The sequence below is a fragment of the Nonomuraea rubra genome (genome assembly GCF_014207985.1).
Taxonomy (GTDB): Bacteria; Actinomycetota; Actinomycetes; order Streptosporangiales; family Streptosporangiaceae; genus Nonomuraea; species Nonomuraea rubra.
This window is the reverse complement of sequence record NZ_JACHMI010000002.1, coordinates 17,606-33,827: the sequence shown is the minus strand read 5'-3', so window position 1 is coordinate 33,827 and position 16,222 is coordinate 17,606. Positions and strand designations below refer to the sequence as shown.

Sequence of the window (16,222 nt, the reverse complement as noted above, 5' to 3'; positions counted from 1 at the left end):
CGTTGCTCCTGCTCGACTACCTGATTGCGGTTCCGCTTCTGGCTCATGCGGATTCGCGCAGCTTGCCGAGGTTGATGTTCGCTCGGAGCAGGACGCGCTCCAGCGCTTCCCAGTTGGTGCCGAGCCGTTCGGCGAGCCGCTCCTTGTCGATCTCCTGCGTGCGCGGGTTGATCGGCGGGTCCGTCGCGAGGATGAACCGGGCGTCTTCCAGCAGGGCCTGGGTGTTCCGCATCAGGCGGGCCCCTTCGAGGGTGCCCCGCTTCTTGAGCAGCTTCAGGTGGGTGTCGCACAGCAGGCGCTCGTCCTTGGACCCGTTGATGCAGGTCTGGTAGGAGCAGCGGACGACATGCCATGGTTTGGCGGCGGGGTCGTCGATGGCGTCGGCCCACGCTGCCGCTGGATACCAGCCGCTGGCGGCGGCCTGCTTGCGCAGGGTCGTCACGACGGTCTTGCGGCAGTGCGCGTACGGGTCGAGGAGGATCAGTTCGTCGTACGTCCGCCGGAGCAGGCGGGCAGTTCGTAGGACGACCGTGGTTCTCTCGCCGCGCCGAAGCTGCTTGAGACCGTCCCAGGCGGCGTCCATCTGGTTGGCGATGTACCGCACGGGCCACCCCTCGACCGATAGCGCGCGCATCCGCCGCATTGACCCGGTCGCGTTGACCAGGCAGTTGTCCGGCAGGTCGTCCACGGTGACCGTGAGAAGCACTTCGGCTGTGTACGCCCCGACCCGAGCCGGTGGCGGTAGCTGCCGAGTCGCACTGCCTACAGCGAGGTGCCTTACTGTCGTGTGCGAGATCCCTGCGAGTTCGGCGATTGCCTCGTAGCTGACCAGCCAAATTCGATGCAACTCCCGCACGTGCTGGCGCGCTTCTTCGGCATCGACGAGGCCCTGCCAGGTGCCCGCTCTCTTCTCCTTGTCGCGTTTCTGCCAGTAGCGGCGTCGGGCTTCGGCGTAGGGGTCTCGTGTCACTTGGCCACCTCCGGCCACGTCAGCTTGTCGATCGCAGCGCGGTGCGCCTTCGGCATGTCCGCGAGCGGGTGCCCGAGGTAGTCGGCTCCCAGCGCGGCGAGCACTGCGGCGTCGGCCATGTCGTGCTTGCCGCCGGTGTGGAACATCGGGAGGCGGCGGGCGACCGAATCGACGATCTCGTTCTTCTCACCGCTGCCCTTGCCGAGCGCGTACGTCTTCAACGTCGCCTGCGGCACCTCGACGATGGGAACCCCGGCGTCCGCGATGATGCCCATCGTCCGGTAGTAGAGGTACGAACGCTCACCGGCGCCGCCGCGGCCACCGTCCTGCCGGTTGAACACCAGCTTCTCCACCAGGACGAGGTGAGCCTTCTCAGCGTTGGTGAGCACGATGATGTCGCTGGCCAGCCGGTTGAGCGCGCGGTACTTGCTCTGCAGGGGCAGCTTTGTGATGCCGTCGCGTCCGGTCTTCTCGCACCAGCCGAGGCCGGTCGCCATGCCGGTGCTGGTGAGGGAAATGTCGAGGCCGACGACGTGGAAGGGGATCACTGTTGCCATTCCTTTGGGGTTTTGAGGACCTTGTGCAGATCGTGGTCAAGGAAGAAGTCGGACCACAGGGCCGGATTGGCGGCGACCTGCTCGGCCGGCCGGGCGGCCCGCTGGTCGCGGTTGCCTCGGCTGCGTCGCCGCTCAGCGCGGTGCGCGAGCAGTGAGAGGACGACGACCCCGGCGGCGGCCAGCACGGTGAGCGCGCCGATCGCCGCCAGGATGTCCTTCACGCGGGGTTGCCCGCGCGGCCCTCAAGCTGGGCGCGCAGCGCGGTCTTCTCAGCGGCGGTGGCGAGCAGGTCACGCTCGGCCGATTCGGCGCGCTGCACCTGCTCGGTTAGCTCCAGGTTCAGCTTGTACGCCAGCTCGGACGCGGCTTCGTACTGGGCACGCAGCGCGGTCATCTCGACGTCGATGTCGCGCCGCATCATCTCGGCGCCGACGATCAGCCCGAGCAGGATGCCGACGAACATGCAGACGACGGCGATGACGAGCGCCCACACCCCGCCGAAAATGATCAACCCCCCGAAGAACGCGATGGCCACGCCGAGCACGAAGTACGTCTGGTACGGCTCGATCTTCTTGACGGCAACCTCGAACCTGGTCTTCACTTCGCAACCTCGCCCTCGATGCCGAGGATGTTCGGGTAGGACGAAGTGACTTCGACGCGCCACCCGTTGACCTTGAGCCGGTAGGTGCGGCCGACCTTGAGCGCGCCGTAGATGTCGGAGCTGTTGAACTTCAAGCTCAGCCAGGCATCGGTGTTCTCGTAGACGCCCCGGTCGGTGAAGATCAGGTACCTGCACGAGCGGCGGCTGTCGCAGACCCGCTCCTTCGACTCCACCGTGGCCGTCTCGACGCGGCCCGTGCTGGTCTTGACGACCGCGACGCCGACGACGATCACGAGGATGATCGCGAAGAAGACGAGCCCGGCGATGAGCTCACCGTCACCGCGCCTCATCGGCCACCGTCCCGGAGGGCGGCGTCGATGCGCGCCTGCTGGTCGGCGGGGACGCGCGTCCGGGTCATCTCGGCGATGAGCTTGGTCGCGGGCCGACCCGCGAAGCTCTCCCCCTCCCTCGGCTTGTCCCCGAGGAGCGCGTCCAAGGTGAAGGGCGGGATCTCGACGCCGTGCTCGCGGAGCGCGGTGGCGAGGGATTCGACGTCGGGCAGCGCGCATGGGGTGTATCCGATCCAGAAGACCTCGACGTCCTCCCCGTCGATGGAGGCGGGAGGGTCGAACGCCGTGGCCCAGTAGGTGTTGAGGGGTGCGTCCCAGCCGACCGTGGTCACCCGCTTGTCGGGCGCGCCAGGGGCGTTGGGGATGGTGTAGCGGCTCATGATTTCCTTACTGGTCAGCGGCGGCGTGGGCCTGGAGGACCACGACGCCGTCAGTGGACTTGGCCAGCTCGAACGCGGCGGCGTAGCCAGCGAACCCCGCGGCAAGCTGGAGACGGTTGGGGGCATCGGCGGCCTCGAACGCGGCGAGGAGCTTCTGCACGAACGTGGAGCCGGGCCAGCCGCCCCGGCCGAGGTGGAACAGGACGTGAGCGGCGATCTCAGGGGTGATGTGCGGGTCGCTGTGCATGCGAACTCCCGGGGCGGTGGTGCCGGTCATGGGTGCGAGGAGTCAGGTGGTGGCGTTCTCGCGGGCGTACTGGTCGTTGTCGAGCTTCTGCAGCGCGGCCACGATGTCGCCGCGCCAGCCGACGACGGCGGCGGACAGCCGGTCAGCGATCTGGAGGGCCTCCAGCAGGGCGGCCCGGTCGTTCAGGGCGGCGGGGTAGCGGCGGCTGCCCATCGCGAGGACGGTCTCCTCGGCGGCCAGCCGGTGCTCGATCGTGGCGGGGGTGACGTCGTCGTACTCGACGGTGATGGACTTCATCGGAACTCCTTGAGGGGGGCGAGCCCGGCGCGCGGTGCACGAGCACCGGGCAGTGCGGCTAGATGTGGTAGTCGGGAGGCAGCGGGGCGTAGGGGTCTTCGACCTCCTCGCCGTGCCAGGCGTTGGCGAGGCGGACGATGACAACCCATGCGGCGTCGTGGACCGTGCGGGCCAGCGGCGCGCCGAAGCGAGCGTTCTCGGACAAGTCCTGGTGCACGTCGCGGATACGCTCCAGGCGCTCCGCGAGGTCGTCGAGCCGGTGGCGGAGTCGCTCGTACTCCTCGTGGACCGTGGGGTCGGGCACGTACTCGACGAGCAGCCGGAACGCCTTGCAGAGCAGGCAGTGGTGACGGTCTGCACACCCTCCTGCGTGGCGCGCGATCTCTGCGAACAGGGCGGTGCGGCGCTCGCGTTCGCGCTTGACCCGCGCGAGTCGATCAGCGCGCAGTGCCGCCCGTTGCTCGTTCGTCAGCGGCATCACTGACCACCGCCAGGGGTGACCTCGCTGTTGCTGAGCTTCTGCAGGAACGCGGCGAGGTCGGCGTTGGTGGCCTCGCCGACCGGCTTCTCCATGTGCTGCTCGAACGCGGCGGAGAGCTGCTGGTTGTTGCCGTCCAGGTCGGACCAGACGTTGACGATGCGCTGCTGCAGGTCCTTCCGGCGGGCGGCGGCCTGCTGCATGAGCAGCTTGACCCCGGTGTCCACCCGCTCGGCGCTGAGGTCCTTCGTCGAGGTCACATCGACACCCAGGTGCTCGACAATCCAGGCGAACCGCGCCTCGTCGTTCTTCGCGGCCGAACCCTTGCCGGTGTGGATGGTGACGCCGGCCTCGCCGAACCACACTCCGAGGTCGCGCAGCGCCTTGGCGGTGGGCTTCGGCTGCTCCTCGTCCTCGACGACCTCCCCGTCCACGATGTCGTCGTCGGCCGCCGCCGCGGTGTTCTGCGCGCGGGCGGCCTCGAGGAGCGCTTCGGCGCGCTCGGACGCCTTGCGGGGTTCGTCCGCGATGGCGCCTGCGGCGGGCTGGCCGAGCTGGTCGGCGAACTCTTGGAGCTGCTGCAGGGTCGCGGCCTTCATGGTGGTGCTGGTGCGGTCGCGGAACGCGGTGTGGAGCTGGCTCGTCGTGCCGGACCACGCGGTCATGATGTGCTGCCGGATCCGATCCGCTTCGGGGTCGCCCGGCGGCGGGGTGTCCGAAGGGGCGTCCTCGTGCGTGTGCTCGTTGGGCTGCGTGCCCTCCGGGGCGGACTGGCCCTGCGGTGCGCCCTTGCCCTGCTCCGGGGGGAACTTCGCAACGCGTGCCTTGGCCGCCGCCTCCACTTCCTCGCCCCGCCCTTGCCAAGCGGGGTCGAGCTTGGACGTCCTCCAGATGGCCACGACCGCGTCTCGGTCTGGGGCCGCCTCGATCATCGCGAGGTAGTCGGTCGCGGGCGCGGCCTCGATCGCCCGCTGGCTCTCACCGCCGCGGCCCAGCTCGGCGCGGCGGGCGACTTCGCCCGACATCAGCTCGTCGAAGCCGATGCCTTCGATCGTCAGGCCGGGCACCATGTACGTGGTGGCCTTGACCACGTTGTCCTTCGGGTCGAGGAACGAGCCGGTGCGTTCGGCCACGTACAGCCAGGCGTCCACGTACGTCCCCGCGTGGGCCAGGAACTCGGCGGCGTTGGGCAGCTCGGCCGCGGCGTTGCCGCCCTTGCTGTCGAGCCGCCACAGGCCCAAGCTGGGCACTTCCTTTAGAAAGACACCGAGTCGGGTGTGCGGCTTGCACGGCCGCTTCTTGAGCTCGACGTCCGCCCCACACAGGCACGGGCCGACGAACGGGGCCTGCATCGCGATGCCGGTGCAGCGACGGATGCAGAGCTTGCCGTCCCAGAGCTCCATGTTCTGGCTCAGGCCGTTGGGCGGGACGATGACGGGGATGCGCTGCGCGTTGGTGATGACCTCGAACTGCGGGCCCTGCGGCGACTTCCACGGTTTGACCTCGCCGCCGTACTTCTCGGCGACGCCTCGGATCATGTCCTCGGACGGCGACGTGAACCGGAAGGTGTCGATCTTGCTGGGGTACTCCTTGCCGTTCCGGCTCATCTTCTTGATGCCGAGACGGATCCGGCCGTCCTGCCAGTGGCGGCGCTGCAGTACGGAGGGGTCGATGGGCATCAGGCGGCGTCCTTCCTGGTGGTGGTCTTGCTCGGGGGCTGGATGGGCTTGAAGCCGCGCATTTCGAGCCCGTGGACGTAGTGCGCGAGCGGGAGCAGCCCGCAGAACGCGGTGAACGCGTCCTGGTCGGCCGGGAGCGGCACGAACCCGTAGCCGTTCGTGCGGAGGTTGAGAATCGCCGTGCCGACGAACTCCGGGACGGGGAACTCGTGGCTGGCGTCGTGGTTGTCGCTCTCGCCGTACCTGCACTCGGGCGGGCAGATGAGCGCGACTTCCGCGTGCCGCAGAGCGGCGAGCTGCATCACGTGGTCCTCGTAGACGGCGCTGGCCGGCTTGGTGAGGCTCGTCTTGATGTCCACGAGCCACAGCCCGGACGGCGTCGGAAGCGGGGCGGCCGGAACCGCGCGAGGCTTGAACTTCGGCATGATCGGCGACGTCGGGCCGGGGAATTGCAAGCGGACCCAGATGTCGCTCGTCCCGCCGTACGGGATCGTGCGGTTGAGCACCGTGCACTCCGCCGTCATGATGTCGCGGCGGATGTCCACCCCGAAGTCGGCCAGGAACTGTCGGTAGGACTCGACGAACGGTTCGGCTTCCTCGTCGGGGATGTACGCCTTGCCGAGGTTGATCGCTTCGCCGATGTTATGGACACGGCTTCCGAGGTCGGCCTTCTTGTCCCACTGGACCCGGTACTGCGCCTTGGCCAGCTTGATGAACGCTTCCATGTCGTCTGGGTCGCCGGCCGCGCGGATCGCGTCGGGGAGGTTGTCCATCAGCCAGATCGCGGTGTCCCGCGCGGCGGCCGGGGCCAGCGCCTCGATCATGTGCTGGTCGATGGCGTTGGTGACGGAGATCTTCATCCGGTGCGGGTCGTCCGGGCCCAGCATGGGGTCGCAGTAGTAGCGGCCCGCGCTGGTCGGTACGGCGTGGCTCGGGTCGTACTCGTCGCGCTCGTCCTCGCGAATCGTGATGCTCACGCGCCACCGCCGAGGTGCCCGTCATAGTCGGCCTGGCCGAACCAGCCGAACCGGTACTCGTCCTCGGTCATCGGGTCGAGCACGGGCCCGCCGCGGTAGCTTGGCCGGCTCGGCGTGGACTGAGGGTTGTCGGTCTTGAGAGCGACGAGGTAGTCGGTCAGCTCCGCTTCGGTTGGGAGCGCGGGGCTCGGTGGGGTCATTGGGGGTCCTCTTCGTATTCGGCGGCCAGGAGCTTTCGGCCGGTCTCCTCGACGAGCTGGTAAGCGGCGTCGTAGTCGCCGAGGACGTCGGCGAGCAGACGGGTGAGCGCGGACTTGGCATCGGAGTTCCAGTGCGCGGCAGCTCTTGTGGCGATGAGCTGCACCAGGTCGTCGAGAGTCGGCGCTTGCGTGGTGTTGGTCATGCTGACTGCGGTACCGCTATGAGCTGGCGGGGACGTACTGCACGTGAACGAGGATGACCTTGGCTCCGCCGTTCTTGGTGACGGTGCGGGTGGTGGCCTCGAACGTGCCGCCGTCGTCGTTGTTCCAGCCTCGGTAGCCGTTCTTGACGGCGTTGAACAGGCGGTTGGCGTCACGCCTGCCTTCGGGGGTGTCGGGGTTCTCTGCGATGACCGCCCACTCGTTGGGGCGGGCTTGCAGTTCGGCGGCTACAGGCTCGTACTCCTTGTTGGTGCGAGTTCTGACGGGCGCTGGGTCTTCCCAGCGGAGGATGCCGTTGGGCATGGCGATATGACGCTCCGTGGCTTGGGGTTTGGTTTGTCGGGCGTTTTGTCAGTGCGTTTCCCTTTCGGGTGTGCACAATCGGACCGACATAACCGACACTATCGCTTCGTGACGCATCATGCAACGTCTGACGCGTCTTCTGCGTCATCGCAGCTACCTCGCATATGTCACGGAGCGTAATCAACGTCTTTGCGCTGACATAACCCAAGCCGACGCTTCAGTTGATACCGTTGCGCCAGACTCGTATGACGCATCAAACGCCGCGAAAGGACCTCTGACTCGCCGTGGCCGACCTCAACAAGCCTTCAGAAGTGGTTCAGTTCCTCATTGAACGTCGCAACAACCCGGGAGGGCTCAAGAAGCGCATCTCCACTCGCGCCGCCGCCGCACGCGCGAAGGAGTTGGCCGGCGACGCGTTGTCCGAGCCGACATGGCGACGCATCGAGTCCGGCGAGAAGGTCCCGGAAGACCGCGAACTCGTACTCATGGCCGCCGCCATCACCGACCTGGCACACGAAGCCACCATCACCCCGGACGACCTGTACGAGCGCGGCCGGCCTGGGGCGGCCGCACTGTTCCGCGATTGGATCCGCGAGCGGACCAAGACGGACCCCGCACTGGCGGCGATCGACGCAGACGTAACTCCTGAACATGTGCAGCAAAGACTTCAGGCGATGCTGCAACAGATACGCGGCCTGAAGGGCGTTCCAGGCGACCAGCGCCGCCAGATAGAGACGATCATGCTGGCCCAGATCGAGGCGACCCTGAACGCGACAGAAGCTCAGCTTCGGATCTTCCGGCCGGAGTAGCGCTCAGTTCAGCCAGTGACGCGACGCGTAGGCGCCGAGCTGGAACAGGGTGGTGGCGTTGGCCTTGCGCTTCAGGTCTTCGAGCCTGCGATTGACCGTGCGGGGATGCACTCCAAGAGCGCTGGCGATGCGATCGACGTGTGCGCCGCCGACCAGCATTTCCACGATGACCATCTCACTGGGCTCCAGCTTGCCGAGGCCGGAGAATTTGGCAGGGTCCGGCGTGAGCGGGAGAGCCCGCTCCCATTCGGCCTCGAAGACCTCGACGAGGAAGTCCACCAGCGTGCCCGGGTGCACGAGCAGCATCTGCCTGACGGTGTGGTCCCGCGGATAGCGGGGCGTCATGGCCATGCGTCGGTCTCCGATCAGCAGCTTGTGCGGCAGCCTGTCGGCAAGCCTGATTTCGCACCCTCGGTCGAGGGAGTGATGCAGGCCGTTGATGGCGGGCTGGCTCTGGAAGGTCTTCCACTCAACGATGACGCGACACTTCGCCGGATGGTTTACAAGATCCAAACGAGAATTTGAATCGGTCCTCCCAGACGGCGCGAGCGGGAGGAACGGGTGAGTGATGAACTGCTGGATCTCGTGTTCGGCCGTGACGGTCAGCGTCTCGAACCAGTGCTGGATCTGCTCACGGCTCACCAGCGGGGTTACCGCGTCACCCCCCTCGGGCGGGTGCCCCGTCTCGTAGATGTGATCAAGTTCTTCCACGTACGACTGGATCCGCTGAAGCTCTGCGGCCTGCGCCATGAGGACGCCGTTCATGGCGACCGAGGGGCGCCGCGCCATCAAGGGGTTGCCGTGCACGAGGCCTCGGACGGTCAGTTCGTACAGGCTCGCGTAGACCTCGCGCCCGAACTGCCCCTCCAACACGTGGATGCTGGTGGGCCCGGTGGCGAGCAGGTGCCGGTAGAGGCGCTCCTGCTCAAGGCTGAGGCCGGCGATCCGGTGTGGCACGTCGTTTCCTTCCCCGATGATGGCGCGGCTGTGAGTAGTCAGCGCACGCCTGAGCTGATCTCCCCACACATGGTCTCGAACAAACGTTTGTGTTCTTCGGCGAGGCGGTGCACCCTGCGGGCCACACGCACCCGCTGCCACCATCGGATGAGCGTGATGGTGACGGGGATGGGCACTGCGGCTGCCCACAGGCCCACCAGGGCGTACACGGCGGCGCTTGCTCTATCCGCGTACAGAATGAACAACGCGAAGGCGGTCATTGCCCAGGCCGTGACTGACATCGCTGTCAGGTTCAGAAGCCACATGCGGATGGCGTGGCAGATCATGAGTCTCCGTACTGGCTGGTCCTTACCGTCATCCTGGCCGTGTGCTGCGACTACATGCCGCCGAAGTGGATGGACTGCACCGACTCAGCGGGCGTCTCGCTTACGAGAGGGCTGGACGGAGTGTCGGCCGGGATGGCCTCGTCGGCGTAGGCGACGCTGGGCGCCGACAGGAACAGGCCGGCCGCGGCGACGGCAATGGCGTACGTGGTCAGGCGCGTGAGCGCTCCCATGAGCTTGGACATGGTGGAACCCCCAGGGGTTGGAACGATACGAACGCAAGGGATACGGACGCCCAGTTGACTTTTTGTCACTCCGAGGCGTCACGTCATGGAGTGACCATAAAAGTCCTTTCTCGCGGGATTGTCTACATTTTCGGGCAGCATCTTGGCGACATGGCACTTCTATGACACGGGAGCTTGCCAGATTACGGATGTGTTACCGACGCGTCGGCCGGGCGGGCACCCCGGGTGATGTGCGCACTTGTCGGACGGGGATGATAGAACGCTCTGGCAATCAATCACGAGAGAAAGGCGGAAACATGAACCGAGCGGTGGCGGCCCTCGTGGCGGCCTTCGTCGTCGGCAACCTGGTGTTTGGCGCAGCCGTTGTCCACGTCGTCCTCACCGACAGGCTCGGCGGTATCGACATCGTCGTCATGGCAGGCGCTTGCCTGGCGGCCTGCGCGGCGATGGCCCTGATCGCTCGCCGGCGGCCGCGTGTCAATGGCGTCACGACCCCTGCGCATATATATGCCGCAGCGTTAGAGCAGGTCAGCTCCGGTCGCTGACATAAAAGTGGCACGCGACGCAGCCGTGTCTACCTATTGGCTACATCGCGCGCCGAGGCCATTCTCAGCAATCGCTAAGGTCAACTCTCCGTAGGCCATTTATCGCGGCTTGCAACGAACGTTCCGATCGTGGGCACCGTGTACACCCACCCCTGATCTCGCAGCAAGGCCATGGCGGCACGGGCGGTCTTCTTGGCCACGCCGTACTGCTCGATTAGCTCCGACTGCGAGGGGAGCACCTCATCCGGCTTGAGGTCGCCCCGCTTGATGCGGTCGGCGAACTCGGACGCGATCTTCTCGAACTCCCACGGCTCGCGGATCTGCGGGGCGTCGCGGGGCCCCACGTAGGACCCTTCGGCGCGAACGGTGTAGATGACGTCTTCCTCGCGCAGGACCTCCAGGGCTCTGCGCACCGTCAGTCGCGACGCCTGGTGAATGGTGCACATCTCGGCCTCTGTGGGCAGGGCTTGACCGGGCCTCAGCGTGCCGGCGGCGATGTCGTCCTTGATGGCCTTGATGATCACCTGGTAGATCGGCACCGGCCCGCGGGGGCCTCGTTTCGTCATGGCCGAAGCATACATGTTGGGAACCTTTATAGACACATGGGGACTCAACGAGCCGCCCGGAGAGAAGAAAGCCCCGGCGCCAGCAGGCGCCGGGGCTTTCCGCGTATGTGTGCAGATACGCGGGACCAGCCTACGCCGCGCCGAGCTTGAAGAGGTCGCGCGCTTGGTCGTCGGTGACTCCGAGGGGGCTGAAGTCAACAGCCATCACTTCTCACCGTCCTGCGCGGGCTCGCGCGCGGCCGGCTGGTCGGCCGCCAGGTCGGTGATCCAGTTGCCCATGATGAGCACCGCGACCAGGCCGAGGCCAAGGATCCAGGTGATCAGGCCGGTGTCCTTCATCAGATAGGCGAAGGTCAGCCACATTGCCAGCATGAGCAGCAGCGCCATCAGGCAGACGACGACGCGGATGGTGGGCTTCATGATGATTCCTTTCGGTGTAGGGAGAGGTGGAGTGGGTGACGCTGTGGCTTACGCCCGCCTGCGGGTGTAAGCCAGGCATGGGCCCTTCGAGCAGGTGGGAAGCGGCTCACGCCCGGCGAGCTTGCGGAGGGCGGGGACGAACGGCTTGAGGTACCAGATGAACGCCTCTATCAGGACTTGCAGGGCGCCGCCCGCAGGCCCCATGACGTCGTAGACCATGGCGTCCTGCATGACCTGTCTGCGCTCGTCGCGGCAGCCCTGGCACAGGTCGATGGGGTCGCAGGTGGTGATGAGCGACCACCGCTTGAGGATGCGCGGCGCGGTGTAGGCGACGCCGCATGCCCAGATCAGGGAGAGAGCGTCCCATCCTGTGATCACGGGGTATGTCCTTCCTCCGGGGCTCGCTCGGCGGCCTCCCGGAGAGCCGCAACGACCTCGGCCTGAGTACGGTCGGGGTCACGAAGCCAGTCGGACATCCCTGCCGGTTCGATGTGGTGTTGGAGTGCGGCGAAGGCCGCGTTGAGGAGCGCTGCTTTCAGCTTGTTGGGACCAGGCACGTCACGGACCTCCAGCGCGATGGCGTCGCAGATCGAAACGCCTGGCTGCTGGTAGTGCGAGGCCCATCCGCTGCTCTCGATGCGGTCCGCGGCGGCGGTCAGGATGCCGCTCACGGTGGCGGTCATCGGCTGCTCCGGATGGCGTCGTACACGTCGCGGTCGAGGCGGGCGTCGCCGAGCGCGGTGTGCTTCGTACCCGGGTCCTGGGCGATGCCGACGATCTCCCAGGACGGGCTGTCCATGTAGCCGGCCAGCCAGTCATCGACGTACGGGACGGCCTCAGCCTCGAACGCCTCGTCCACCTTGCCGTCGTAGGCGGACAGCCGGCCGTCAACGTAGCCGATCAGCAGGGCGCGGATGTCGATCATGCGATGGTGGGCGGTGAGGAGCTGCCCGTGGACCCGCAGGAACTTCGCCAGGAACTTGCGGTCGTGGGTCGGATTGTTGGCGACGATCGTGGCGCCGTCCAGCTCTCGGGCGACCGTGGCGGCGATGCTTCCGGCGGTGGCGCTCATGTACCAGTCGCCCTCGGCCGGGGGCTCGCCGGTGTACTCGTGGATCCACGGGCTACCGAGGTTGATGGCGGGTGAGAGCTTCCGGCCGGCACCGATGGACGAGCGCCTGACCCGGCACCGCTCGTAGTAGCGGCCGACCTCCAGCGCCTTCGGGTCGGCGAGCGTCAGGTCCGGGCGGACCTGCCACCAGTGTTCGACGTCGGTCCTGATCGGCTGGCGCAGGTCTCGCATGATGAGGCCGATCTCCCAGAGGTCGCCGTGGCGTTCGTCGAGGGAGGTCGTCTCAAGGTCGAGGAAGGCGAGCTTCTTCATGTGCTTCTCCAGGTGAGGGGGAAGCTTCCCCGCCCGGGCGGGCGGGGAAACTGATTGTGGTACCGCTATTAGCGGTGATAGCCAGGGCCTTTGTCGCCTCCGTGCATCCGGACCCGGAATTCCTCCTCGGGCGTGAGGGCGAGCGCGGGAAGCGTCTCGACGCCTTCACGTCTTGCCTTCCAGATGCGGTGCCAGCCGTCGATGGGGATGTGGCCGGTGCCCGCGAAGGGGGCGAGGAGCACGGGCTGGGCGAGGTCCACGGTGGCGGCGTGGGACTCGTTCACGTAGATCAGCCACAGCAGAGTGGCGGCCTCCTTGACGTTGACGCGGTCAGGTTCGCGACCCTCGACGATGCGCAGGGCGGCGCTGATATTCCACGCGTAGAAGCCGAAGCGGAAGACCTCGCGCGGGCGCCGGGCCGGCTCGGACTGCTGGGCGGTCATGCCCATTTCTCCTCGTCGATGGCGTCGGTGAGGCTGTTGATGAGCCCCATGGCCTCTTCGAGAGTGATCCTTTCGAGGCTGCCTTCGACAGTGCGACTGCCGGGCAGGGCAGCGATCTCGATGTGGTTGCTGCCATCTGCGCGGAGGACAGCGACGGGCGAGCCTGCGCAGGTGTACTCGTGCGGCTCGGGGAGCGAAGGCAGGAGGACCCAGCCTTCGGCGTCGTGCTCTTTCCAGGTGGCCGCGAGGAATTCGTCCAGCGGTCCGTCGAGTTCGCGCCCGTAGAGGTCCATGAGGCACAGCACGTCATCGTCGTCGTAGTCGCTGTGGGCGGTGAAGAAGTCGGCCGGAGCTTCGGTGCCCCAGAAGTGAGTCATGAAGACCGGACCGGGCTCGTCAGGCTGGGCATCGGGAGTGATCTCGTAGTGCTTGATCTCGATCTGCCCGTTGTCGGGGTTGGTGCGAGTGTAGAGCCGGGTTTCCATGCGGTGAGCCCTTCCGGGTTGTGGTGTTGGTGCTGGTAGCGGCATGCCACCAGGTGGCGAAGGGTTGATCGTGAAGCTCTGCGATCACTTCGATAGTACATACAGGGAATCGATATAAACAATCAGGGAACCAATAATGACGTAAAGTAATCGGGCCGCTACAGTACACGTCGAAGACGACACGGCGGCAGAAACGCCGTACCGTTGAACCACGCCACGCACCACACAGGAAGCCCCATATGCCGCGCGCCCCGAAGCCACCTCAGCTCAACCCATCCGAGGACTCCGCAGCCGGACAACAGCCGCCAGCGGAACCGCAATCGACCCGCCGAGGTGGGCCACGTCGCCTCCGCGCAGTGCGCTGGACAAACCTCGTCCCCACCACGATCTACCTGTACAGCGACATCGACGACCGCCTCACCACCGCCCTCGACGACATGGGCATGGGCCCGCAGGAAGCGTGGGAACTGGCGATCAACACCTACTGCGACGCACTGCAGCCGCCCATCCCGGCCGTGTTCCCCGAGCCCATCGACAAGGCCAATCTCAAAGTGCCCCGTGACCCCAACCCGCCGCCGCCTGGCACACCCCGCGACCGTCCGGTTGCACCAGGCTCCGTAGTGCGGCTCAAGCGGAACACGCGAGCGCGGCTCGTCGCCGCGTGCCACCAGGAGCAGATGGGTGGCATGGCCGTCCTCAACGACGCCATGGAGGCATACCTGGACGAGCTCGACCTGGAGCAGAGCGACGCCCAGCAGCCGCAGGCACACTGATCGACACCCGGATCCACGACAATGACACATGTGGGTCCGCATCCAGCCGTAGCCGACGTCCGCCGAGCCGTCCGCGAAGCCCTGGCCGACGTCCAGAAGGACGCGCTCATTCTCACCGCATGCAGCGGCGGGGCCGACTCGCTGGCCCTGGCCGCAGCACTGGCCTTCGTCGCCCCCCGCCTCCGCTTGCGCGCCGGCCTGCTGACCGTGGATCACCAACTCCAAGAGGGCTCGCGCCAGAGGGCGGAAACCGTGGCAGCCCTGGGCACGGACCTCGGCCTCACCCCCTCGGAAGTCCTCACCGTTACCGTGGGCGGGGAGGGCGGCCCAGAGGCGGCAGCACGAGAGGCCCGATATGCCGCGCTCAGCGAGGCAGCCGACCGGCATGGCGCAGAGGCCGTGCTGCTCGGACACACCCGCGACGACCAGGCCGAAACGGTGCTTCTCGGGCTGGCCAGGGGCAGCGGACCCCGGTCCCTGTCCGGCATGGCGGCCACGACGGGACGCTACCGGCGCCCCCTCCTGCACCTTCCCAGGGCTACCACCGTGGCCGCCTGCCGGGCGCAGAACCTCGACCTGTGGGACGACCCACACAACGCCGACCCGCGCTACACACGCGTCCGAGTGCGCCACAAGATCCTTCCACTCCTGGAGCAAGAGCTGGGGCCGGGGGTGATCGAGGCGCTGGCTCGAACCGCCGCGCTCGCGCGGGAAGACGCCGACGCGCTCGACGAGTGGGCCGACTCGGCTTACCAGCACTCTGTACGAGGCGACCTCGGCGAGTCGGTGACGCTGGCCGTGGCCGAGCTTGAGAAGCTTCCCGACGCGGTAAGACGACGGGTACTGCGGCGAGCGGCCATCGCCGCGGGCTCCCCGTCCGGCGTGCTGTCGGCCACTCACGTGCGGGCCCTGGACCGGTTGGTGACGCACTGGCACGGGCAGAAGGCCGTGAACTTGCCCGGGGGCCGGTCGGCCGTCCGGCGTCGTGGTGTTCTGGTGATCGCTTCCGATCCCACCGCGTGAGCCTCGCACCCTATCCGCGCCGGCGGCGCGGCCGCTTCTTCGGCCCAGTGGGCACGCTGAGGCCGTACCCGGCGGCCTTGCTCCGCCAGTGCTCGATGGCCTGTCCGGGGTTCGCAGCAGGCCGGTTCTCCTGCACGTACTGTCGTACGGTCTGCCGGAACTGCGGATCGTCGAACCGCTGCTTGAGACGCCCCAACTGCTCAGCGTCGAGCGCGTCCGGCTTGCCAACGTCAAGGGACTGCGCGAGGAGCGCGTGCCCTTCCGCGTCCGGTAGTAGTCCCTCCTCCGGGCGGCAGCCGTACGGGCAAGGCATCGTTTCGACCGCGCCCCACAGGTGACAGGACATCGGCCGCACGTCGTAGACGCTGCACTGTCCGTCCTTCAACGCCGGGCAGGTGTAATCGCCGGTCTCGGCGAGCTGGGCGAGCGCGTCCCGGTGGTGCGGGATGTTCACGCCCCGCTCGCGGATCCGCTGGTGCTCGCGCGGGTTCATCCCTACCGGGCCGCAGCTATCGACGCACAATCCCTTACAGCCGGGCTGCGGCACCTTGGCGTACAGCTCGTCGAGGGCTGCGTCCATGTCAGATCGTCGCATGTGGTGTCCTTCGCAAATGGAAACGTCGGCGGTCCGCGCCCCCGCAGCGGACCGCCGACGAGCTGGTGGTGTTACTTGTTGACGGCGGCCTTGACGGCCTTGGCCGGCCGGAACCGCATGACCCACTTGCCGGGCACGTCGATCACCTCGTTGGTGTTCGGGTTCCGGCGGGCCGTGGCCTTGTGGTAGTTGCGGTCGAAGACGCCGAGCCGGCCGATGCGGACTTCTCCACCGGCGGCTACGGCGCCGACGATGATGTCGATGAACGCCTCGACGCTCCGCGCTGCGGCGGCTCGCGACGGCGCGTCCGTCCGCTGGCGGAACTCCTCGATGACGTCTGCCTTGTTCACGCTGCACTCCCCCGTGTGACGGTTCTGTTGGTACAGAACGGTA

General features: G+C 67.1%; 30 protein-coding genes. 4 read left to right on the top strand and 26 right to left on the bottom strand.

Annotation, left to right across the window (positions count from 1 at the left end):
• Positions 1–43: 43 nt before the first annotated feature.
• The 14 genes from HD593_RS59695 to HD593_RS59630 are packed head-to-tail and all read right to left on the bottom strand — an operon-like array spanning position 44 to position 7,261.
• Complete coding sequence (locus HD593_RS59695; protein ID WP_185112840.1) at positions 44–970, bottom strand: hypothetical protein; 927 nt, start codon at positions 968–970, stop codon at positions 44–46.
• Positions 967–1,518, bottom strand: a complete 552-nt coding sequence (locus tag HD593_RS59690; protein WP_185112839.1) for a hypothetical protein — start codon at positions 1,516–1,518, stop codon at positions 967–969. Before HD593_RS59690 ends, HD593_RS59695 begins: the two co-directional genes overlap by 4 nt.
• On the bottom strand, positions 1,515–1,748 hold the full coding sequence (locus tag HD593_RS59685) for a hypothetical protein (protein WP_185112838.1): 234 nt from the start codon (positions 1,746–1,748) through the stop codon (positions 1,515–1,517). The genes HD593_RS59690 and HD593_RS59685 overlap by 4 nt, the downstream gene beginning before the upstream one ends.
• On the bottom strand, positions 1,745–2,128 hold the full coding sequence (locus HD593_RS59680) for a hypothetical protein (protein WP_185112837.1): 384 nt from the start codon (positions 2,126–2,128) through the stop codon (positions 1,745–1,747). The genes HD593_RS59685 and HD593_RS59680 overlap by 4 nt, the downstream gene beginning before the upstream one ends.
• Positions 2,125–2,478, bottom strand: coding sequence for a hypothetical protein (locus tag HD593_RS59675; protein WP_185112836.1), 354 nt, complete (start codon positions 2,476–2,478; stop codon positions 2,125–2,127). The genes HD593_RS59680 and HD593_RS59675 overlap by 4 nt, the downstream gene beginning before the upstream one ends.
• Positions 2,475–2,858, bottom strand: coding sequence for a hypothetical protein (locus tag HD593_RS59670; RefSeq protein WP_185112835.1), 384 nt, complete (start codon positions 2,856–2,858; stop codon positions 2,475–2,477). Before HD593_RS59670 ends, HD593_RS59675 begins: the two co-directional genes overlap by 4 nt.
• A gap of 7 nt (positions 2,859–2,865) precedes the next feature.
• The gene (locus HD593_RS59665; protein WP_185112834.1) at positions 2,866–3,135 is read right to left on the bottom strand and encodes a hypothetical protein; all 270 of its coding nucleotides are present in this window, start codon (positions 3,133–3,135) and stop codon (positions 2,866–2,868) included.
• A 12-nt stretch (positions 3,136–3,147) separates the two neighbouring features.
• Positions 3,148–3,402, bottom strand: a complete 255-nt coding sequence (locus HD593_RS59660) for a hypothetical protein (protein WP_185112833.1) — start codon at positions 3,400–3,402, stop codon at positions 3,148–3,150.
• Positions 3,403–3,460: 58 nt separating this feature from the next.
• Positions 3,461–3,880, bottom strand: coding sequence for a serine/threonine-protein phosphatase 2A activator family protein (locus tag HD593_RS59655; protein ID WP_185112832.1), 420 nt, complete (start codon positions 3,878–3,880; stop codon positions 3,461–3,463).
• Positions 3,880–5,559, bottom strand: coding sequence for a recombination directionality factor (locus tag HD593_RS59650; RefSeq protein WP_185112831.1), 1,680 nt, complete (start codon positions 5,557–5,559; stop codon positions 3,880–3,882). Before HD593_RS59650 ends, HD593_RS59655 begins: the two co-directional genes overlap by 1 nt.
• The gene (locus HD593_RS59645; RefSeq protein ID WP_185112830.1) at positions 5,559–6,536 is read right to left on the bottom strand and encodes a hypothetical protein; all 978 of its coding nucleotides are present in this window, start codon (positions 6,534–6,536) and stop codon (positions 5,559–5,561) included. The genes HD593_RS59650 and HD593_RS59645 overlap by 1 nt, the downstream gene beginning before the upstream one ends.
• Complete coding sequence (locus HD593_RS59640) at positions 6,533–6,736, bottom strand: hypothetical protein (protein WP_185112829.1); 204 nt, start codon at positions 6,734–6,736, stop codon at positions 6,533–6,535. The genes HD593_RS59645 and HD593_RS59640 overlap by 4 nt, the downstream gene beginning before the upstream one ends.
• Positions 6,733–6,939: a hypothetical protein gene (locus HD593_RS59635; RefSeq protein ID WP_185112828.1), complete on the bottom strand. Its 207-nt coding sequence runs from the start codon at positions 6,937–6,939 to the stop codon at positions 6,733–6,735. Before HD593_RS59635 ends, HD593_RS59640 begins: the two co-directional genes overlap by 4 nt.
• A gap of 16 nt (positions 6,940–6,955) precedes the next feature.
• Entirely contained in the window at positions 6,956–7,261 is a 306-nt protein-coding gene (locus tag HD593_RS59630) for a hypothetical protein (protein ID WP_185112827.1), read from the bottom strand.
• Between the two features lie 284 nt (positions 7,262–7,545).
• Between HD593_RS59630 and HD593_RS59625 the strand changes: the two genes are divergently transcribed.
• Entirely contained in the window at positions 7,546–8,070 is a 525-nt protein-coding gene (locus tag HD593_RS59625) for a hypothetical protein (RefSeq protein ID WP_185112826.1), read from the top strand.
• A gap of 3 nt (positions 8,071–8,073) precedes the next feature.
• On the opposite strand, the gene HD593_RS59620 is transcribed toward HD593_RS59625, so the two are convergent.
• The 3 genes from HD593_RS59620 to HD593_RS59610 are packed head-to-tail and all read right to left on the bottom strand — an operon-like array spanning position 8,074 to position 9,595.
• Positions 8,074–9,027: a helix-turn-helix domain-containing protein gene (locus tag HD593_RS59620; RefSeq protein ID WP_185112825.1), complete on the bottom strand. Its 954-nt coding sequence runs from the start codon at positions 9,025–9,027 to the stop codon at positions 8,074–8,076.
• Positions 9,028–9,065: 38 nt separating this feature from the next.
• A complete protein-coding gene (locus HD593_RS59615) occupies positions 9,066–9,353 on the bottom strand; it encodes a hypothetical protein (RefSeq protein WP_185112824.1) in 288 nt (95 codons plus the stop codon).
• A 50-nt stretch (positions 9,354–9,403) separates the two neighbouring features.
• Complete coding sequence (locus tag HD593_RS59610; RefSeq protein ID WP_185112823.1) at positions 9,404–9,595, bottom strand: hypothetical protein; 192 nt, start codon at positions 9,593–9,595, stop codon at positions 9,404–9,406.
• Positions 9,596–9,891: 296 nt separating this feature from the next.
• Here HD593_RS59610 and HD593_RS59605 point away from each other — a divergent pair, with 296 nt between their 5' ends.
• Entirely contained in the window at positions 9,892–10,140 is a 249-nt protein-coding gene (locus HD593_RS59605) for a hypothetical protein (RefSeq protein ID WP_185112822.1), read from the top strand.
• A gap of 80 nt (positions 10,141–10,220) precedes the next feature.
• Here HD593_RS59605 and HD593_RS59600 read toward each other — a convergent pair whose 3' ends face one another.
• The 7 genes from HD593_RS59600 to HD593_RS59570 form a co-directional block, all read right to left on the bottom strand.
• Positions 10,221–10,679: a GntR family transcriptional regulator gene (locus HD593_RS59600; RefSeq protein ID WP_185112821.1), complete on the bottom strand. Its 459-nt coding sequence runs from the start codon at positions 10,677–10,679 to the stop codon at positions 10,221–10,223.
• 231 nt (positions 10,680–10,910) lie between these two features.
• Positions 10,911–11,126 (bottom strand): hypothetical protein, encoded by a 216-nt coding sequence (locus tag HD593_RS59595; protein WP_185112820.1) that lies wholly within the window; start codon positions 11,124–11,126, stop codon positions 10,911–10,913.
• A 48-nt stretch (positions 11,127–11,174) separates the two neighbouring features.
• Entirely contained in the window at positions 11,175–11,504 is a 330-nt protein-coding gene (locus HD593_RS59590; RefSeq protein ID WP_185112819.1) for a hypothetical protein, read from the bottom strand.
• The gene (locus tag HD593_RS59585; protein ID WP_185112818.1) at positions 11,501–11,809 is read right to left on the bottom strand and encodes a DUF6197 family protein; all 309 of its coding nucleotides are present in this window, start codon (positions 11,807–11,809) and stop codon (positions 11,501–11,503) included. Before HD593_RS59585 ends, HD593_RS59590 begins: the two co-directional genes overlap by 4 nt.
• Positions 11,806–12,510 (bottom strand): hypothetical protein, encoded by a 705-nt coding sequence (locus HD593_RS59580; RefSeq protein WP_185112817.1) that lies wholly within the window; start codon positions 12,508–12,510, stop codon positions 11,806–11,808. The genes HD593_RS59585 and HD593_RS59580 overlap by 4 nt, the downstream gene beginning before the upstream one ends.
• A gap of 68 nt (positions 12,511–12,578) precedes the next feature.
• The gene (locus HD593_RS59575) at positions 12,579–12,953 is read right to left on the bottom strand and encodes a hypothetical protein (protein ID WP_185112816.1); all 375 of its coding nucleotides are present in this window, start codon (positions 12,951–12,953) and stop codon (positions 12,579–12,581) included.
• Positions 12,950–13,438, bottom strand: a complete 489-nt coding sequence (locus HD593_RS59570; protein WP_185112815.1) for a hypothetical protein — start codon at positions 13,436–13,438, stop codon at positions 12,950–12,952. Before HD593_RS59570 ends, HD593_RS59575 begins: the two co-directional genes overlap by 4 nt.
• A 356-nt stretch (positions 13,439–13,794) precedes the next feature.
• Between HD593_RS59570 and HD593_RS59565 the strand changes: the two genes are divergently transcribed.
• Together HD593_RS59565 and tilS are read left to right on the top strand one after the other, a co-directional pair.
• On the top strand, positions 13,795–14,211 hold the full coding sequence (locus HD593_RS59565) for a hypothetical protein (RefSeq protein ID WP_185112814.1): 417 nt from the start codon (positions 13,795–13,797) through the stop codon (positions 14,209–14,211).
• Between the two features lie 21 nt (positions 14,212–14,232).
• Positions 14,233–15,234, top strand: coding sequence for a tRNA lysidine(34) synthetase TilS (tilS, locus tag HD593_RS59560; RefSeq protein WP_221526842.1), 1,002 nt, complete (start codon positions 14,233–14,235; stop codon positions 15,232–15,234).
• Between the two features lie 10 nt (positions 15,235–15,244).
• Here tilS and HD593_RS59555 read toward each other — a convergent pair whose 3' ends face one another.
• Together HD593_RS59555 and HD593_RS59550 are read right to left on the bottom strand one after the other, a co-directional pair.
• Entirely contained in the window at positions 15,245–15,829 is a 585-nt protein-coding gene (locus HD593_RS59555; RefSeq protein WP_185112812.1) for a YkgJ family cysteine cluster protein, read from the bottom strand.
• Positions 15,830–15,900: 71 nt separating this feature from the next.
• The gene (locus tag HD593_RS59550) at positions 15,901–16,179 is read right to left on the bottom strand and encodes an HU family DNA-binding protein (RefSeq protein ID WP_185112811.1); all 279 of its coding nucleotides are present in this window, start codon (positions 16,177–16,179) and stop codon (positions 15,901–15,903) included.
• Between the last annotated feature and the right edge of the window lie 43 nt (positions 16,180–16,222).

Coding starts and splice junctions, on each gene's coding strand:
- HD593_RS59665 (WP_185112834.1), bottom strand. CDS start 3,135: ATGACCGGCACCACCGCCCCGGGAGTTCGCATGCACAGCGACCCGCAC.
- HD593_RS59675 (WP_185112836.1), bottom strand. CDS start 2,478: ATGAGGCGCGGTGACGGTGAGCTCATCGCCGGGCTCGTCTTCTTCGCG.
- HD593_RS59635 (WP_185112828.1), bottom strand. CDS start 6,939: ATGACCAACACCACGCAAGCGCCGACTCTCGACGACCTGGTGCAGCTC.
- tilS (WP_221526842.1), top strand. CDS start 14,233: ATGACACATGTGGGTCCGCATCCAGCCGTAGCCGACGTCCGCCGAGCC.
- HD593_RS59650 (WP_185112831.1), bottom strand. CDS start 5,559: ATGCCCATCGACCCCTCCGTACTGCAGCGCCGCCACTGGCAGGACGGC.
- HD593_RS59555 (WP_185112812.1), bottom strand. CDS start 15,829: ATGCGACGATCTGACATGGACGCAGCCCTCGACGAGCTGTACGCCAAG.
- HD593_RS59610 (WP_185112823.1), bottom strand. CDS start 9,595: ATGTCCAAGCTCATGGGAGCGCTCACGCGCCTGACCACGTACGCCATT.
- HD593_RS59660 (WP_185112833.1), bottom strand. CDS start 3,402: ATGAAGTCCATCACCGTCGAGTACGACGACGTCACCCCCGCCACGATC.
- HD593_RS59605 (WP_185112822.1), top strand. CDS start 9,892: ATGAACCGAGCGGTGGCGGCCCTCGTGGCGGCCTTCGTCGTCGGCAAC.
- HD593_RS59570 (WP_185112815.1), bottom strand. CDS start 13,438: ATGGAAACCCGGCTCTACACTCGCACCAACCCCGACAACGGGCAGATC.
- HD593_RS59670 (WP_185112835.1), bottom strand. CDS start 2,858: ATGAGCCGCTACACCATCCCCAACGCCCCTGGCGCGCCCGACAAGCGG.
- HD593_RS59585 (WP_185112818.1), bottom strand. CDS start 11,809: ATGACCGCCACCGTGAGCGGCATCCTGACCGCCGCCGCGGACCGCATC.
- HD593_RS59595 (WP_185112820.1), bottom strand. CDS start 11,126: ATGAAGCCCACCATCCGCGTCGTCGTCTGCCTGATGGCGCTGCTGCTC.
- HD593_RS59615 (WP_185112824.1), bottom strand. CDS start 9,353: ATGATCTGCCACGCCATCCGCATGTGGCTTCTGAACCTGACAGCGATG.
- HD593_RS59575 (WP_185112816.1), bottom strand. CDS start 12,953: ATGACCGCCCAGCAGTCCGAGCCGGCCCGGCGCCCGCGCGAGGTCTTC.
- HD593_RS59580 (WP_185112817.1), bottom strand. CDS start 12,510: ATGAAGAAGCTCGCCTTCCTCGACCTTGAGACGACCTCCCTCGACGAA.
- HD593_RS59630 (WP_185112827.1), bottom strand. CDS start 7,261: ATGCCCAACGGCATCCTCCGCTGGGAAGACCCAGCGCCCGTCAGAACT.
- HD593_RS59655 (WP_185112832.1), bottom strand. CDS start 3,880: ATGCCGCTGACGAACGAGCAACGGGCGGCACTGCGCGCTGATCGACTC.
- HD593_RS59640 (WP_185112829.1), bottom strand. CDS start 6,736: ATGACCCCACCGAGCCCCGCGCTCCCAACCGAAGCGGAGCTGACCGAC.